Raw genomic sequence first — 17,046 nt, 5'->3', positions numbered from 1 at the left:
TTCATGCTGCGCTCTCTTTACTCGGGCATCAGTGGTCTGCACGCCCACCAGATGATGATGGACGTGACCGGTAACAACATCGCCAACGTCAACACCGTCGGTTACAAGGCCAGCTCGGTGCAGTTCCAGGACACGCTCAGCCAGATGGTCGGCGCGGCCGGCGCCCCGCAGGACGGCATGGCCGGTACCAACCCGGCCCAGGTCGGCCTGGGTGTCCGCAACGCCGGCATCACCTCGAACTTCAGCCAGGGATCGGCCCAGGCGACCGGCAAGGCCGGCGACATGATGATCCAGGGCGACGGCTTCTTCATGACCCGCCGTGGCCAGGAGGAGCTCTACACCCGGGCCGGCTCGTTCTTCTTCGACGCCAACGGCATGCTCTCGACCGCCACCGGTGATCCGGTGCAGGGCTGGACGGCCGAGGACGGCGTGGTCAACACCGCGGCCAAGCCGGGCGACATCAAGATGCCGCTGGGCCAGAGCATCGAGCCCAAGCCGACCAGCACGGTCGAGATCAAGGGCAACCTCACCTTCGACGTGCCGGAGGACGTCACGGACGTCTCGACGATCCCGCCCATCGAGATCCCGTTCAAGGCGTTCGACAAGTTCGGCAACCCGGTCAGCCTGTCGGCCTACTTCACGCGAACCTCCGACGCCGGGGTCAACCCGAGCACGTACGACGTGAAGATGGGCAAGTCGGGCGACTTCGCCAACGCCAAGGACATGGCCACCCCGGCCGGCACCCTGACGTTCGAGGACGGCAAGCCGACTACCAAGTCACTGGAGTTCTCGGGTCTCTCGGATCTCGACCCCAACCTCAGCGACACCATGACCGTCGACGGCTCCGACCTCACCATGTACCACGGCCTGACCGAGGCCCGGGTCTCCGACTCCAACGGCAACGCGGCCGGCACGCTGGCCTCGCTGTCGTACACGGTGTCGGACACCGGCCAGATCATCGGCGCCTTCAGCAACGGCCAGAAGAAGATCCTCGGCCAGGTCGCCCTGGCCACCTTCAAGAACGTCAACGGTCTCGAGAAGACCGGTGACTCGATGTACCGCGCGACCGTGAACTCCGGCCTGGCCCAGGTCGGCACGCCCACCAGCTCCGGCCTCGGCCAGGTGATCAGCGGCGCGGTCGAGATGTCGAACGTCGACCTGGCTCAGGAGTTCACCAACCTGGTCATCGCCCAGCGCGGTTTCCAGGCGAACTCCCGCGTCATCACGACCTCCGACGAGCTCCTCCAGGAGCTCGTCAGCATGAAGCGCTAGTAGTTCCGCAGCAGTCCGGCCGGCGGCCGGGACAGGCACTTGAGTGCCTGTCCCGGCCGCTCTGTCTATCCGATCGGCTGCACCCGAACAGCGACTGGATGGATCTCATCGGCAACCGTCAGGTGGCCGAAGTACCAGGTGAAGGGCCACGGAGGGTCCTACAGCCCAGGACCACACCACCACCCAAGGACGGATGATCGTGATCCTCGTAACCCGCATCAACGGTGCCGTGTTCGCCCTCAACCCGGACCTGATCGAGCGCGCCGAGTGCACGCCCGACACGGTCATCACCTTGGTCGACGGCACCAAGTACGTCATCGCCGAGTCCGTACCCGAGTTCATCGATTCAGTGCGCCACTACCGCGCCTCGCTGATCTCCCAAGCTTCCCGCCTCGAGGCCCAGCCCGCGGCCGCCGCCATCCCGTCTGACGACGACCACGACGCCCAGGTGCTCACGCTGCACCGGAAGGACCGCTGAACATGGATATCTCAACGATCGTCGGTGTAGTTGTTGCCTTCATCATCATCTTCACGGTGCAGATCCTGGAGGGCGGTTCACCGGCCTCCATCATCCTGATCCCCTCGATGCTCCTGGTGTTCGGTGGAGCGCTCATGGCCGGTATGGCCGGCGGTGTCCTCAAGGACACGACGGGCATCGGCAAGAGCCTCCAGAAGGCCTTCCTGGCCAAGGTCGTCCCGCCCACGCAGCTGGTCGACAGCATCGTCAAGCTGGCCGAGCGGGCCCGCCGTGAGGGCCTGCTGGCCCTCGAGGACGCGGTCAAGACGGTCGAGCACCCCTTCCTCAAGCGCGGTCTGCAGCTCGCCATCGACGGCACCGACCCGGAGGAGCTGCACGACGTCCTGCACGCCGAGATCGCGGCCAAGAAGAAGGCCGACAAGGCCGGCAAGAAGCTCTTCGAGAACATGGGCGGTTACGCCCCGACGATCGGCATCATCGGTACGGTCATGGGCCTCGTGCACGTGCTCGAGAACCTGAACCAGCCCGAGACGCTCGGTCACTCGATCTCCGCCGCGTTCGTCGCCACCCTCTGGGGTGTGCTGAGCGCCAACGTGCTCTGGCTGCCGCTCGCCGCTCGTCTCGACCGCCTCAGCGGCATCGAGGCCGAGGAGATGGAGCTGGTCGTCGACGGTGTCCTGGCCATTCAGGCCGGCTCCAACCCGCGCCTCGTGGCGCAGAAGCTCCGCAGCCTCCTCCCGCCGGACGAGGCCAAGAAGGCCGAGGCGGCCGCTAACACCAAGAAGGCGGCGTAACCCATGAGCTCAGGCGGCAAGCGCAAGCAGCGTCACGAGGAGCACGAGGAGCACGTCAACCACGAGCGCTGGCTCGTCTCGTACGCCGACATGCTGACCCTGCTGTTCGTTCTCTTCGTGGTCCTGTACTCGATGAGTGACGTCAACATGAAGAAGTTCGCCGAGCTGGCGTCGGGCCTCTCGTCCGGCTTCGGTGCGCAGAGCGCCGCCTTCTCCGGCCAGACCTCGACGCTGGACGGCGCCGGTCAGAGCACCGAGGTCGTGGCGATCTCGCCGGGGGCCAACCCGGGCGACGGCAAGGCCGGCTCGTCCAACCTGACGGCCAAGCAGCAGGAGGCGGTCAAGGCGGCGATGGCCGCGGAGGACCGCGCCAAGGCTTCCAAGAACGCTCAGGCCGCGACCAAGGAGGCCGAGAACCTCAAGAAGATCGAGAACAAGATCTCGGACGTGCTCGCCGCGCAGAAGCTGCTCGGCTCGGTCAAGTTCACCATCGACCGGCGTGGCCTGGTGGTCACGGTGCTCACCAACGACGTGGTCTTCGCCGGCAACAAGGCGGACCTGCGGCCCGGTGGCAAGAAGATCCTGGACGCGATCGCCCCGACCCTGAAGAACCTGCCCAACAACATCGAGGTCGACGGCAACACCAACCAGCTCAAGGTGCAGACGTCGTACTACCCGAGCGGCTGGGAGCTCTCCGCGGCTCGTGCCTCGACGACGGTGCGCTACTTCGTCAACAAGGGCATCGCCAAGACCCGCATGACGGCCGTCGGCAACTCCGACACCAAGCCGCTGATCGACCCGTCCGACCCGCGCTCGATCACCATGAACCGCCGTGTCGACATCGTCGTCCTGACCACGCTCACCGCCGACCAGGCCGCGCTCCTGCCGGCCGCCTCCGGCGCCGACAGCAAGTTGCATTCCGGTCAGACCTCGGCCCAGGCCGCCAAGGCCGCTCAGCAATCCAGCAGCACGACCGAAACCACCACTGAGTCCAGCACCACCAGCGCACACAACTGAGGGGGAGTTCCGATATGAGCACCGAGCAGACGCCGGCCGCCGAGGCGCCGAAGAAGTCCAAGAAGATGCTGATGATCATCGTGCTCGCCGCGGTGGTGCTGCTGGGCGGAGGTGGCGGGGCGTTCTTCATGCTGAAGGGCGACAGCGCCGAGGCCGCCGCCCCCGAGAAGGGCGCGGTCACCGCGATCGACGAGGCGCTGACGATCAACCTGGCCGACGGCCACTACCTCAAGCTGGCGTTCTCCCTGCAGCAGACGGCGGACGCGGCCGAGGCGGTCGACACCAGCGAGGCCATCGAGCTGGCGATCGACGAGTACACCGGCAAGAAGGTCGCCGAGCTGGAGACCGAGAAGGGCCGCGAGGCCATCAAGGAGGAGCTGCTCGCGAAGATCGTGAAGGCTTACACGGTCGACAAGACGCAGGAAGTCATGGGCATCTACTACACGCAGTTCGTGACGCAGTAAGACTTCCCCTTCGGGCGGGTTCACTTCGGTGGACCCGCCCGATCGGCGTTTCCGGGGACGAAACGGCGCTCCGGCTCAGCCGTTCCGGAAACGAGCCGATGGGGACAACGTGACCACAGCTGCACGCTCCCCGGGCAGGATGTCGCGTCGTGGGCAGGGCGCCGGGCCGGCCCCGTACGACTTTCGCCGTCCCATCAAGCTCTCTCGCGAGCACGTCCGCACGCTGCAGATGTCCTTCGAGACCTACGCCCGAAGTTGCGGAACCCTGCTGACCACCCGGCTGCGCGCCGTGAGCAGCGTCAGCCTCGTGTCGATCGAGCAACTCAACTACGACGAGTACGTCGCCTCGCTGAACAACCCCACGGTGATCGCGGTGGTGGCCCTCGACCCGCTGCCCGGCCTGGCCCTGATGGAGATGTCCACCTCGGCCGCTATGACCGCTATCGATCACATGCTGGGCGGCCCTGGCGGCCCCCAGCCGGAGCGGCCGCTGACCGAGGTCGAGATGCCGCTGCTGCGCGGGCTGCTGGAGCGGATGCTCGGCGAGCTGCGCTACGGCTTCGAGAACCTGGTCTCCATCTCGCCCAAGCTCAAGGACATCGAGTACAACGCCCAGTTCCTGCGCACCCATCAGCCGGGCGACGCCTGTGTGATCGCCACCTTCGACATGAAGATCGGTGCCGAGGAGTGCCTGGCCAGCATCTGCCTGCCGTTCAACACGATCCTGCCGGTGCTCTCGCGCACCGAGACGGTGGTGCTCAGCGATGCCGAGCGGGCGACCAAGGACATGGCACTGCGCAACATCACGGCCGGGCTGTCGGCGGCCCCGCTCGATGTGGCAATCCGATTTCAGCCCATCCGGATGCGTACCGATGACATCGTGGACCTACGCCCGGGTGACGTCGTCCCGTTGGGCCACGCGACCAGCCGGCCGCTCGACGTGACCGTCAACGAGACCGTTTTCGCCCATGCAGTACCCGGTAACCAGGGGGCTCGGCTCGCCGTCCTCGTGGTGCCGACCCCCAAGGAGTCCTCGCCCAAGGAGTCTGGCCGCCCATGACCGCGCCCACCATCACCGCGCCGCAGCTGGCGCTCGCCCGGACGGCCGCCGAGGCCGCGCTCGCCGTCCTGCCCACCAGCCGCCCGCTGGCCGTCGCCGAACCGATCACCGCCTCCCCGGACATCCTGTCCGAGGGGCAGGCGGTGACCGCGCGGTTCAGCGGCGCCGCCACCGGCGAGGTGGTCGTGGTGGTCGGGCAGGACCTGGCGGACGCGCTCAAACAGAGCCCGATCGGCGAGCTCGACCTGACCGCCGCCGTCCGGCCCGCGCTCGAGGCCGCGGCCCGCGCCTTCGGCCCGGTAGTGCTCGATCCGGGAACGGTCATGGAGCCCGGCGTGGCGCTCAGCGCGCTCGCCACCAAGGACGACGCCGTCGCGGTGCCGCTGGTCGAGGGCCCGGAGATCCGGGCCGTCCTGGCCCTCTCGCTGACGCCCTGGCCCACCGACGACCTGGGCGCCGCCGCCGGGGGCGGGGTGGCCCGCCGCGAGACGGCCGCGGCGTCGATGGCGATCCGCGGCGGCCTGGACATGCTCCACGATGTCGAGATGGAGGTCTCGGCCGAGCTCGGCCGGACCCGGATGAGCGTGCGCGAGCTGCTCTCGCTCACCCCGGGGGCGATCGTCGAGCTCGACCGGGCCGCCGGCAGCCCGGCCGACCTGCTGGTCAACGGCCGGCTGATCGCCCGGGGCGAAGTGGTCGTGGTGGACGAGAACTTCGGCATCCGGATCACCGAGATCGTCGCTCCCGGCACCGAACGGGAGTAGGGCCTTGTTGGAGCTCGCCCTGCGGATCGGCTTCACGCTCTTCGTCATCATGGGCATGATGTGGCTGCTGGCGCGCCTGATCCGCCGGCCGCTGGGGCGTGGGCACGGTGCGCTCGTCGTGCTCAACCGGCAGCAGCTGACCCGCAGCGCGGCGGTCGCCGTGGTCCGGGTGGCCGACCGGGCGATGATCCTCGGCGTCACCGACCAGCACATCAGCCTGCTCGGCGAGGCCGACGTGGAGGACTTCGAGAAGCACCCGCACGAGCACCGCGACCACCTGTCGGTCGGCTCCGACCTGATCGCCGACGAGCTGCCGGGCCGGCACCCCGCGGCCGGCCCCAACGGCCGGCTGGACGGCTCGATCCTGTCTCCCAAGACCTGGTCGCAGACCATGGGCTTCCTGCGCGATCGGACGACCCGGCGATGATGCGGCGCGCGCTTCTTCTCATCCTCGCGGGTCTCGGCCTCGCGCTCGTCCTGCTGCCCGGACCGGCGGCGGCCGAGCCCGGCGCCGGGCCGTCCGGGCCGGGGGAGCGCGCCGCCACGACGACGGTGGTCGCGCTGCCCGAGCGGGCGCCGGCCCCACCGACCCCACCGGCCCGGCCCGGTCAGTCGAACATCAACGTCAACATCAACGGCACCAACCCGGACGGCAGCCGGCCCGCCTCGTCGCTGGTCATCATGCTGGGCCTCACGGTCCTGTCGGTCGCGCCGGCCCTGCTGCTGCTCTGCACCTGCTTCACCAAGATCTTCATGGTCCTCGGCATCACCCGCAACGCGCTCGGCCTGACCTCCATGCCGCCCAACCAGGTGATCGCCGGCCTGGCCCTGTTCATCAGCCTGTTCATCATGGGACCGACCGTCTCGGCCATGAACCAGCAGGGCGTACAGCCCTATCTGAAGGGCGACAAGACGCAGTCGCAGGCCTTCACCGACGGCGTCAAGCCGCTGCGGGACTTCATGTGGCGCACCACCCGCGAGGAGGAGCTGGGCCTGCTGGTCAAGCTCTCCGGCCAGGATCAGCCCCGCAACAAGGACGACGTCGAGCTGACCACGCTGATCCCGGCCTTCGTCCTCTCCGAGCTGCGCCAGGCCTTCATCATCGGCTTCGTCATCTTCATCCCGTTCCTGCTGATCGACATGGTCGTCTCGGCGTCCCTGATGTCGCTCGGCATGATGATGCTGCCACCGGTGACCATTTCTTTACCCTTCAAGCTTTTGCTGTTCGTGCTGGTCAACGGCTGGGGGCTGATTCTCACCGCGCTCGTGGCGTCGTACAAATGAACTTCGACGTCCCGACCGCCGACCTGATGGCCATCCTGCTCGGCGCGGCCCGCACCGGCGCCTGGCTGATGATCTCGCCGCCGTTCAACTCGCGGCTCATCCCAGGCACGGTCAAGGCGCTGCTCTCGGTCGGGCTCACCCTGCCGCTCGCGCCCTACCTGCGCGGCACGGTGCCGTCACTGGAGACGTCCGACATCCTGTTCAGCGTGGCCCTGCAGATCTTCGTCGGGGCCGGCCTCGGCTTCATCACCGCCCTGCTCTTCGCCGCCCTGCAGGCCGCCGGCGACCTGCTCGACCTGTTCGGCGGCTTCACCCTGGCCATGGGTTACGACCCGCTCTCGCAGAACCAGAGCTCGGTCTTCGGCAAGTTCTACAACCTCGTCGCGGTCACCCTGCTCTTCGTCAGCGACGGCCATCAGATGGTGCTCCGCGGCTTCCTCCAGTCGTTCCGGACCATCCCGCTCGACGTCACGTTCTCGCTCGGCACCTTCAGCCAGGTGATCCTCAAGGGGATCGGTGACATGTTCGTCTCGGCCATCCAGATCGCCGGCCCGCTGGTGGCCGTGCTGTTCCTCACCGACTGCGCGTTCGGCCTGCTCAACCGGGTCGCCCCGGCCCTCAACGCGTTCCAGCTGGGGTTCCCGGCCAAGATCTTCGCGGTTCTTCTGCTGTCCGGCATCGCGATCACCGCCCTGCCCGGGGTGCTCGACAAGGTGGTGGAGCGCGCGGTGAGCGCCGTGCTCCAGCTCTCCGGCGGCTGAAGGGGGGTGTGCCATGTCGGGGGAGAAGACCGAACAGCCGACACCGCAGAAACTCAAGAAGGCCAAGCGTGAGGGCCAGATCGGCCGCACCCAGGACCTCGGCGCCTGGTTCGGCATGCTGGCGGCCAGCATCATGATCCCGCGCACCATGGAAGCGGCGATGAAGCACGCCGAAGAGGTCATGGTGCAGGTTCCCGACGTGATCGCCGACCCCGAGCCGGCCCAGGCGCTGGCCATCCTCAAGGAGGCCATGTTCGGAGCCGGCTGGGCCGTGCTCCCGCTGGCCATGACGATGATGGCGGTCGGCGTGGCCGCGGCCGGCGCCCAGGGCGGCATCCGGGTCGCCACCAAGCTGTTCATCCCGAAGTTCAACCGGCTCAACCCGCTGCCCGGCATCAAGCGGATGTTCGGGCCCCAGGCCCTCTGGGAGGGCATCAAGGCCCTGGTCAAGACGTCCGTGCTGGCCGGCGTGCTCTACACCACGACCAAGGGCGTCATCCCGGTGCTCATGACGGCCGGGCAGCTGCCGCTCACCTCGCTGATCGGTGAGGTCGTGGACGCCGTCCTCGGCCTGATCCGGGCCGCCTCGGTGGCCGGCATCGTGATGGCCGCCGCCGACTACTTCGTGGTCCGCCGCCGCACCAACAAGCAGTTGCGGATGACGAAGGAGGAGGTCAAGCAGGAGTACAAGAACAGCGAGGGCGACCCGCTGATCAAGGCGCAGATCCGGGCCCGGCAGATGGCGATGGCCCGCAACCGCCAGATGGCCGACGTGCCGACGGCCGACGTGGTGCTGGTCAACCCGACCCACGTGGCGGTGGCGCTGAAGTACGAGCCGCAGAAGGGCGCGCCCCGGGTGGTGGCCAAGGGCCAGGGGCCGCTCGCTCTCAAGATCCGCGAACTGGCCACCGAGCACCGGGTGCCGATGGTTCAGGACGTCCCGCTGGCCCGGGCCTTGTACGGCGGCACCGAGGTCGGGGCCGAGATCCCGGCCGACTTCTTCGGCTCGGTGGCCAAGGTGCTGGCGATGGTGATGAGCCTGAAGTCGAAGGGGTCGGCGGCAGGCCTGCACCGCAGCCCTAATTCCACCTCAACCGCCGCATAACGAAAAATACGGAGATTTCCTCACATCGGCCACGCTGACGCGAGAAGATCGCCTGGTACCGCCAAGGCGACGGCGACCACTTCGGGAAGGTGCCGTGAAGAACCGCAACCTCAGCAAACTTGTCGTACCCCTCGGGGTCATCGGCATCATCCTCATGATGGTCGTGCCGATGCCGACCTTCCTGCTGGACACGCTGCTGGCGGTCAACATCACGGCGGCCCTGCTGATCCTGCTGACCAGCATGTTCGTCGAGAAGCCGCTGGACTTCTCGGTCTTCCCGGCGCTGCTGCTGGTGGCCACGCTGTTCCGGCTCGCGCTCAACATCAGCGCCACCCGGCTCGTGCTGCGCGACGGCGACGCCGGCAAGGTGATCCACGCCTTCGGCAGCTTCGTCGTCGGTGGCAACCTGGTCATCGGCCTGGTGATCTTCCTGATCCTGGTCATCGTGCAGATGGTCGTGGTCACCAAGGGCGCCGAGCGGGTGGCCGAGGTCGGCGCCCGCTTCACCCTCGACGCCATGCCGGGCAAGCAGATGGCGATCGACGCCGACCTCAACGCCGGCCTGATCGACGAGGACCAGGCCAAGAAGCGCCGGGCCGAGGTCGGGGCCGAGGCCGAGTTCTACGGCGCGATGGACGGTGGCTCCAAGTTCGTCAAGGGCGACGCCATCGCCGCCATCATCATCACGCTGATCAACCTGGTCGGCGGCTTCGCCATCGGCGTCGCCCAGCAGGGCATGTCGCCCGGCGACGCGATGAACCACTACAGCCTGCTGAGCATCGGCGACGGCCTGGTCTCGCAGATCCCGGCCCTGCTGCTCTCGGTGGCCACCGGTCTGATCGTGACCCGCTCGGCCACCTCGGGCGACATGGGCTCCAGCGTCACCGCCCAGCTCAGTCAGAACAAGCTCGCCCTGCGCATCGGCGGCGGCGCCGCGCTGGCCCTCTGCGTCATCCCGGGCCTGCCCAAGCTGCCCTTCCTGGTGGTCGGCGTGGCCGTCCTGGTCTTCGCCCAGCGGATCAAGGACCCGGTGCCGGAGGCCGAGGTGGCCGCGGCCGAGGCGGTCGAGCTGCCCCCGGCCGACTCTCCGGAGCAGCTGCTGGGCGAGATGCGGGTCGACCCGCTCGAGCTGGCGCTCTCGCCCGACCTGGTCGACCTGGTCGACGCCAGCAGCGGGGACCTGCTCGACCGCGTACGGGCCCTGCGGCGCAAGATGGCGATGGAGCTCGGCGTGATCATGCCGCCGGTCCGCACCCGCGACGACCTCGACCTGCCGCTCTCCTCCTACGCGATCCGGATCTCGGGCGTCGACGCCGGCACCGGCGAGGCGCCGCCCGGCACCGTGCTGGCCATCGGCGACGGCCTGCAGGGCCTCCCCGGCCGGGCCGGAGTGGAGCCGGTCTTCGGCCTGCCCGGCAAGTGGGTGCCCTCCGAGCTGCACTACCAGGCCGAGCTCTCCGGGGCGACGGTCGTCGACCGGGCCAGCGTGATCATCACGCACCTGGCCGAGGTGGTCCGGAGCAACGCGAGCCGCCTGCTCGGCCGCGAGGACGTCCGCGCCCTGACCGAGATGGTCAAGCGCACCCACCCCGTGGTGGTGGAGGAGCTGACCCCCGGCATCCTCAGCCTCGGCCAGATCCAGAAGGTGCTGCAGGCCCTGCTCGACGAGGGCGTGCCCATCCGCGACCTGGTCCGCATCTTCGAAGCGCTCTCCCTTCGAGCGAAGGTCACCGTCGACCCCGACAGCCTGGTCGAGGCGGCCCGGGCCGCGCTGGGCCCGGCGATCGCCGCCCAGTACGCGACCGGCGGCCGGCTCACGGTGATCACGCTCGACCCCATGCTCGAGCAACAACTGCTCGAATCGCTGCGGCCCAGCGAGACGGGCGCCTTCATGGCGATCGACGGCATGCGTGCCGAGGCGATCGTCACCGAGGCGGCCCGGCTCGCCGAGACCGCGGAACAGCAGGGACTGGCCCCGGTGCTGGCCTGCTCGCCACAGCTGCGGCTGCCACTGATGCGGCTACTGCGCGCCGGCTCCCGCCGGGTGCAGGTGCTGTCGTACGGCGAAATCTCTGGTTCCACAGCACAGATCGAGACGATAGGGGTGGTGAACGGTGCCTACGCGGGTGCTGCTTGAGGGACCGGCCATCGAGCCGTTGCTGGCTCAGGTGCGCGATGAGTACGGCTCCCGTGTCCGGATCATCTCAGCCGACAAGGTCCGCAGTGGCGGCGTCGGCGGCTTCTTCGCGAAGCAGCATTACGAGCTTTCCGTGGAAGTGCCGGACGGGAACGAGGACGGGAACGACATGCCACAGCGAACCAAGACGGCCGACAACGGCCAGCACAGCCTGGAACGGCTCCTGGAGCGGGCCGAGTCGCAGGACCGGATGGACGAGCCGGCCCGGCCGGCGTTCGGCACGGCCACGCCGCGCTCGGTGACCCCGGCGTCGTTCGCCGCGGCCCGCCCGAAGCCACCGGCGGCCGAGACCGGCTTCGGCGCCGACGAGGGCCGGCACGCGGCCATCGGCGACACCGGCGCCGCCTTCGCCGAGCTGATGGCCGGGCTCGACGCCACCGGCGGCACGGCCACCGAGCGGTCGCGGCCCAAGCCCCCACCGGCTCCGGAGACGCCGACGGTCCGGCCGTTCCGCCCGGCCGCGGCCACCGAGCCGGCGGTCAACGTGCCCAAGGCCCCGCAGGCCTTCCAGCCGCCGCCCGTGCAGAACATCCAGCCGCAGTCACCGGCCCACGCGCCGATGCCGGAGCCGGTCGCACCGGCCCCGGAGCCCGTCGCCGCCGCGGCGGTGCCGCCGGTCGCCGCACCCGTGAACGCGCCGGTGTCACCGGCCGCGCACGCCCGGCACTTCGCCGAGCACATCGGCGGCCTGGCCATCGGCGAGGTCGAGGTCGACGAGACGCCGGCCCCGGTCCCCGAGCCGGAGCCCGAGACGTACGGGTTTCGGCAGGTCACCCCGGTCTCGGCGGTGCCCGCGGCGACCGAGCCGCCGTCGGCCTCGGAGCAGGTGGTCAGCAACCTCGTCTCGGTCGGCATGCCGGAGACGATGGCCCGGCAGATCACCGGCACCGACACGTACGCCGGCGTGCTCAGCGTCCTGGCCGCCCGCCCGTCCGCGCCGGGCATCCCGGACGGCCCGGGCGAGATCCTGGTCCTGGCCGGCGACATCAACATCGCCGTGCCGATCGCCCGCCAGCTCCTCGAGAACATCGACGTGCCGGAGAACCACCTGCTGCTCGCCGCGCCGTCCACGGCCGGCACCGGACTGCACTCGTCGCGGCTGATCTCGACCGCCGAGGCGGCCGAGACCCGGGCCGAGAAGCTCCACCAGGCCGAGCAGTCGTGGGTCGTCGTGCTGGACGCGCCGGTCGGTGGCACCGACCCGCTCTGGGTCAACGAGATGTGCGACGCCATCGGGGCCACCGCGCTCTGGGCGGTCGTCGACGCCACCCGCAAGACCGCCGACACCGGCCGCCACCTGCGCACGCTGGGTGAGGTCGAGGCGCTGGTGGTGCACGGCGTCGAGCTGACCGCGGACCCGGGCTCGGTGCTCGGGCTGGACCTGCCGATCTACTCGCTGGACGGCAAGCCGGCCACGCCGCACGCCTGGGCGGCCATGCTCTGCGCGCGGATCGCCTCCGACGTGGCGCCGGTCGCGGCCGCGCCCCGCCGGGTCACCCGATCGGTCCGCCAGTCGTGATCCGCCCGTCGGTCCTGCTCTTCGCGCTGCTGATCAGCGCGCCGGCGCTGTACCGATACGTGCTCGACCAGGTCGACATCACCCAGGTGCTGATCCGTTTCCTCATCGCCGTGCCGATCGCCGCCCTGCTGCTGGCCGGGCTGCGGTTCGTCACGGCCGGCTATGGCCGCAAGGACGAGGAGAAGGGCACCCCGGTGACGCCGACGCCGATGGAGGGCCAGGCCGAGAAGCCCGCCTGAGTGACCGGCGACCACAAAGGACCGGCGGCCCACAGCCGCCGGTCCTTTCGCCGTCCCTCAAGCCTGAATGTCGATGCGGTTGTCGCCCGGGACCGCCCGCCGGATCGCGGGGGCGGGCTCGGTCGGCAGCGCGGTCTCGGCCCGTTCACCGCGCCCGGCGCCCGGGAAGCTCGCCGCGAACTGCTGCCGCGCCTGCTCCTGCTGCTGGTTGCCCTGCCGCAGGTCGAGCGTCGTGTTGCGGAACCCGGCGTCGCTGAGCTCGCGCCGCAGGTCGTCCATCGCGTTGCGGAGCGCCTCGTTGCCCGCGTCCGTGCCCCCGGAGAGCTGCACGGTGATGTCGCCGTTGCGGATCTCGGCCACCACCTGGACCGGGCCGAGGTCGACCGGGTGCAGGTGCACGGTCAGCCGGTGCACGCCGTCGGCGTCCAGCTTGAGCGGCACGATTCGCATCGCGAGCTGGGCCGCGGGTGGGCTCGGGAGCTGACCGGCCGGCGGTGGCGGCGCGGCGGGAGCCGTCGGGGCGGCCGGTGCGGCGGCCTGGGGACCGGAGACCCCGGCCAGACCGGCCTGCCCGAGCACACCCGCGTTGGCGGCGCCGTCGGGTGCCACCCCCGGCGCCGCGGCCGGGTTGACCGGGTTCGCGGTGGGCGCGGTGGCGGCCGTCGCATCCGGCGGAGTGGCCTGGTCGGCGGCCGGCGCCGGTGCGGCCGGCGGTCCTGCGGCCTCGGTGGTGGTCGCGGTGGCGGGGGCGGTTCCGGCTTGATCCGGTACGCCCGTGAGCGCCGCCCCGGTGGCATCGGCGGGGGTGGTCGCGGCCGGGGCCGGGGCCGTCCCCGCGGTGGCGGTGGGCGTGGCGGCCGGACCGGCGGGGGCGGTGAGACCGGCGGCGGCGACGGCCGCGCCCGGGTCACCGAGCCGGCCCGATCCGTCGGGCGCGGTGGCCGGCGTCATCACAGCGACACCGCTGTCGGCGAGCTGCGTGGCGAGTTCGGCCGGAATGGGTGTGCCGGCCTGACCGGCGGCGCCGGCCGGTACGCCGGTGCCGAGACCCAGAGCCGAGCGGCCGGTGGCCGCCTGCACCGCCGCGGCCTGCGCCTCGGGATTGAGGTGGGCGCCCGTCGCGGGCAGGCCGCTGCCGCCCGCCGCGGTGGCGGCGGTCGCCGGCCCGCCGGCGAGCGCGACCCCGCCGATCGCCGGGTCCTGACCGCCCTGGGCGGGAGTGGCGGCCTGCTGGCCGGGCTGAGCGGCCGGCGTGGTGGGGGCCGGGGCCGTGATGGCGGCGGCCAGGGCGCCGGCCTGGGCCAGAGCCATCCCGCCGGGTGCGGAAGTCGTTGCCGTCGCCATATCCTCCGGGGCGGTCGAGGTGGGGCCCGGCGTCGTCTCGCCCTCCGCCGCATCGGCCCCCTCGGGGTCGGCGTCGCCGGCCCGCTTGGATCCGCCGCGCGTGCCCTCGACCGGCCGGCCGTCCGCCCGCGGATCATCGGCCCGCTCGGTGCCCCGGGGCCGGTCGTCGTCGCGATCGGTGGCGCGGCGGTCGTCCCCTCGGTCCGTCCGCTCGGCTCGGTCTGAACGGTCGGCTCGCTCTGAACGGTCGGCTCGCTCCGTGCGATCCGGCCGCTGCATGCGATCCGGCCCCTCCGAGCGATCCGGTCGCTCCGAGCGATCCGCCCGCCGGTCGGTGGTCTCGCGGCGGTCGGCGGTCGCCCGCCGGTCGGCCGCCGAGCGGTCGGCGTCGGCCCGGTTGAAGCGGGCCCGGTCCGCGGCCTCGCGCTGCAGCACGCTGCGCCCCGCGTCGGCCCGCTGGTCGGCGGCCCGCTCGCCGGCCAACCGCTGATCGGCCCGTTGCTGGTCGGCCCGGCGTTGATCGTCCCGGCCCTGGGCGGCCCGGCGGCCGTCCTCCACACCCGGGCGGGTCAACTCGGCCGACAGCGCGGAGTCGAACTCGTCACCGCCCTCGCCGCGCTTGGCGCCCGGCCGGCGGCCGATGTCGGCCACCGACGCGCGGTCGGCTCCGGTGACGGAATTCGGGCTCTTCATGAGACTCTCCTCGCCTCTGCCTCAGCCGCCCAGCGAGGCCAGGGCCTTCTGGACCTTCGGGACGTACGCCTGGGTCTCCGAGAACGGCGGAATGCCGCCGTACTTGTGCACCGCCCCGCCACCCGCGTTGTAGGCGGCCAGGGCGAGCGGCAGGGACTTGAACTCCCGCAGATTGCGGGCCAGCAGCTTGGCGGCGCCGTTGATGGCCTGCTCCGGGTCGAAGGCGTCCTTCACTCCCAGGCCCTTGGCCGTGGTCGGCATGATCTGCATCAGGCCCTGGGCGCCGACCTTGCTGACCGCATTCGGGTTGTACCCCGACTCGACCTTGGCCACCGCCGCTAGCAGCTTGGGCGAGACCCCGTACCGGTTGCCGGCCTGCACGAACAGATCCGCGTAGGGCACACCGGTGAGCGAGCCGCTGCCCCGCAGACTCGCCGGGCGGATCGCGGCGGCGGCGTTCTGCGCGGCCACCGCCCCCGAATCGGCGGTCTCCGAGACGACGCGGCGGATGTGGGTCGGCTTCTCGTACACGCTCTGGATCTTGACTTGATCGCCCGGCTTCGGCGCTGCGATCATCTTGTTGTCGCCGACGTAGATCGCCACGTGGTCGACCGGGGAGTCGAAGGCCAGAATGTCGCCCGGCTTGGCCGAGGCCAGGTTCGGCACCGCCTCACCCACCTTGGCCTGCTGGTACGACAGGCGCGGGACTTTGATGCCCATGTCGCCGAAGGCCCGCTGCACCAGCGACGAGCAGTCCAGGCCCTTGTCCGGGTCGGTGCTGCCGAAGACGTACGGCGTGCCCAGGTACTTCTTGGCCGCGTCGACCACCGACTGCCCGGTCGCGGCGTTGCTCGCGCGCAGAGTGGAACCGCCGGTGGTGGCGGTGGCGAGCGCCGAGGCGAACGTGGTGCCCTGGGCGGCCGTGGTCACCGTGCCGTTGGCGGCCGTGCCGGTGGTGCCGGGGGCCGAACTGACCGGGGTCAGGCCGAGCTGGCCCTGAAGCTCCTGGATGCGGTTGAGCACCCCGGCGACGCCCCTCACGCCTCGCTCCCGCCACCCCGGGCGGCGTTGCGCGCCTTGCTCGTCATCGCCAACTCGTCCAGGTTGGCCTGGTCCTTGCGCAGGTCGTGGGCGCGGACCAGCTCGGCGTGCCGCTCGGCCATCATCTCCACCGCGCGGCGGCGCTTGGCGGCGTCGGCCAGCACGGCCATGCGCTCGCGCTCCAGCTCCTCGGCCTCGGCCACCATCCGCTGCGCCCCCATGAGCGAGGCGGCCAGCGACTGGCGGGCCACGATCGAGGCGACGATCGAGCGGGCGGTGCCCTCGGTCGGCGCCTCCGCCCCGACCAGATCGAGGTGGCGGCGCTTGACCAGAGCCTGCGCATCACGGATCTCGGCCCGCGACTGGTTCACGGCGCCCCGGGCGACATCCTCCTGCGCCTTGCGGGCACGCAGAACGGGCGAGAGTCGAAAGAATCGGTTCAAAGTCGCCTCCCTGGCACACGGGCGGGTAGCGCCCTCACTACACCGGTCGGCCCGCCCACCGTTTCGCTGAGCCCCTGCACCCGACTCGCAACCGTGGCAGGCACGCCGTTTCGTCGTGCCGTCGCACCCGTCCGCCGGCACCCGGCTTGCAACCGTAGATCCCGCCGGGCCTCCGGCCTCGCGTTATCCACAGACCCTCCCGTTGTCCACAGGCCGCCGGCGGCGGCCCACGAAGTTCGCAAGGATGGCCTCGTTGGGTGCGGCCCCGTTGGAAGCCGTATTCAAGGGAACGTTGCGCCACCCCTGCCTGCAGGAGGTTGACAATGGTCGAGGACATTGCGGATGGCCCGGTGCCGGGTGATGCCGCGTACGGCGAAGAGAGCCCGTTACAGACAGCGACGCAAGCAGCGCCACGATGCCGCATGGGCGGCAGAGCCGGCCGCTGGAGCCGCCCGTTCAGCGCGGAATCTGTCACAGAACGAGCGGGTCATGATCGCCGACTGGCTCCTGGCCGGGGTGTCGCAGGCCGTCATCGCCGGCGAGCTGGGCCGGCCCCGGTGCACCGCAGCAG

General features: G+C 70.6%; 17 protein-coding genes. 14 read left to right on the top strand and 3 right to left on the bottom strand.

Annotated features, from left to right (window positions below):
- Positions 1-3 precede the first annotated feature (3 nt).
- From AB0J66_RS11045 to AB0J66_RS10980, 14 genes are all read left to right on the top strand, one after another.
- Positions 4-1,272 (top strand): flagellar hook protein FlgE, encoded by a 1,269-nt coding sequence (locus AB0J66_RS11045; RefSeq protein WP_364658486.1) that lies wholly within the window; start codon positions 4-6, stop codon positions 1,270-1,272.
- Between the two features lie 199 nt (positions 1,273-1,471).
- Entirely contained in the window at positions 1,472-1,750 is a 279-nt protein-coding gene (locus tag AB0J66_RS11040) for a flagellar FlbD family protein (RefSeq protein WP_097318682.1), read from the top strand.
- Between the two features lie 2 nt (positions 1,751-1,752).
- Positions 1,753-2,544 (top strand): motility protein A, encoded by a 792-nt coding sequence (locus AB0J66_RS11035; protein WP_364658484.1) that lies wholly within the window; start codon positions 1,753-1,755, stop codon positions 2,542-2,544.
- A gap of 3 nt (positions 2,545-2,547) precedes the next feature.
- Positions 2,548-3,561 carry a flagellar motor protein MotB gene (locus tag AB0J66_RS11030; RefSeq protein ID WP_364658482.1) on the top strand — a complete coding sequence of 338 codons (1,014 nt, stop codon included), beginning with the start codon at positions 2,548-2,550 and terminating at the stop codon, positions 3,559-3,561.
- A 14-nt stretch (positions 3,562-3,575) separates the two neighbouring features.
- Positions 3,576-4,025, top strand: a complete 450-nt coding sequence (locus AB0J66_RS11025) for a flagellar basal body-associated FliL family protein (protein WP_364658479.1) — start codon at positions 3,576-3,578, stop codon at positions 4,023-4,025.
- Positions 4,026-4,164: 139 nt separating this feature from the next.
- Entirely contained in the window at positions 4,165-5,085 is a 921-nt protein-coding gene (locus AB0J66_RS11020) for a flagellar motor switch protein FliM (RefSeq protein WP_364658476.1), read from the top strand.
- On the top strand, positions 5,082-5,849 hold the full coding sequence (gene fliN / locus AB0J66_RS11015) for a flagellar motor switch protein FliN (protein ID WP_364658473.1): 768 nt from the start codon (positions 5,082-5,084) through the stop codon (positions 5,847-5,849). Before AB0J66_RS11020 ends, fliN begins: the two co-directional genes overlap by 4 nt.
- 4 nt (positions 5,850-5,853) lie before the next feature.
- Positions 5,854-6,276: a flagellar biosynthetic protein FliO gene (locus tag AB0J66_RS11010; RefSeq protein ID WP_364658471.1), complete on the top strand. Its 423-nt coding sequence runs from the start codon at positions 5,854-5,856 to the stop codon at positions 6,274-6,276.
- A complete protein-coding gene (fliP, locus tag AB0J66_RS11005) occupies positions 6,273-7,133 on the top strand; it encodes a flagellar type III secretion system pore protein FliP (protein WP_364658469.1) in 861 nt (286 codons plus the stop codon). Before AB0J66_RS11010 ends, fliP begins: the two co-directional genes overlap by 4 nt.
- Positions 7,130-7,894, top strand: coding sequence for a flagellar biosynthetic protein FliR (locus AB0J66_RS11000; RefSeq protein ID WP_364658467.1), 765 nt, complete (start codon positions 7,130-7,132; stop codon positions 7,892-7,894). The genes fliP and AB0J66_RS11000 overlap by 4 nt, the downstream gene beginning before the upstream one ends.
- A gap of 13 nt (positions 7,895-7,907) precedes the next feature.
- Positions 7,908-8,999, top strand: a complete 1,092-nt coding sequence (locus tag AB0J66_RS10995) for an EscU/YscU/HrcU family type III secretion system export apparatus switch protein (protein ID WP_364658465.1) — start codon at positions 7,908-7,910, stop codon at positions 8,997-8,999.
- A 94-nt stretch (positions 9,000-9,093) separates the two neighbouring features.
- Positions 9,094-11,136 (top strand): flagellar biosynthesis protein FlhA, encoded by a 2,043-nt coding sequence (gene flhA, locus AB0J66_RS10990; protein WP_364658463.1) that lies wholly within the window; start codon positions 9,094-9,096, stop codon positions 11,134-11,136.
- The gene (locus tag AB0J66_RS10985; RefSeq protein WP_364658460.1) at positions 11,126-12,715 is read left to right on the top strand and encodes a hypothetical protein; all 1,590 of its coding nucleotides are present in this window, start codon (positions 11,126-11,128) and stop codon (positions 12,713-12,715) included. The genes flhA and AB0J66_RS10985 overlap by 11 nt, the downstream gene beginning before the upstream one ends.
- Positions 12,712-12,954: a hypothetical protein gene (locus tag AB0J66_RS10980; protein ID WP_364658458.1), complete on the top strand. Its 243-nt coding sequence runs from the start codon at positions 12,712-12,714 to the stop codon at positions 12,952-12,954. The genes AB0J66_RS10985 and AB0J66_RS10980 overlap by 4 nt, the downstream gene beginning before the upstream one ends.
- 57 nt (positions 12,955-13,011) lie before the next feature.
- On the opposite strand, the gene AB0J66_RS10975 is transcribed toward AB0J66_RS10980, so the two are convergent.
- The 3 genes from AB0J66_RS10975 to AB0J66_RS10965 are packed head-to-tail and all read right to left on the bottom strand — an operon-like array spanning position 13,012 to position 16,475.
- Positions 13,012-14,991 (bottom strand): flagellar hook-length control protein FliK, encoded by a 1,980-nt coding sequence (locus AB0J66_RS10975; RefSeq protein ID WP_364658455.1) that lies wholly within the window; start codon positions 14,989-14,991, stop codon positions 13,012-13,014.
- A 21-nt stretch (positions 14,992-15,012) separates the two neighbouring features.
- Entirely contained in the window at positions 15,013-16,032 is a 1,020-nt protein-coding gene (locus tag AB0J66_RS10970; RefSeq protein ID WP_364658453.1) for a transglycosylase SLT domain-containing protein, read from the bottom strand.
- Positions 16,029-16,475, bottom strand: a complete 447-nt coding sequence (locus AB0J66_RS10965; RefSeq protein ID WP_364658450.1) for a cell envelope biogenesis protein TolA — start codon at positions 16,473-16,475, stop codon at positions 16,029-16,031. Before AB0J66_RS10965 ends, AB0J66_RS10970 begins: the two co-directional genes overlap by 4 nt.
- Between the last annotated feature and the right edge of the window lie 571 nt (positions 16,476-17,046).

Origin of the sequence: Actinoplanes sp. NPDC049598 (genome assembly GCF_040675435.1) — a bacterium.
GTDB lineage: Bacteria > Actinomycetota > Actinomycetes > Mycobacteriales > Micromonosporaceae > Actinoplanes.
This window is presented reverse-complemented; position numbering and strand designations above follow the sequence as displayed.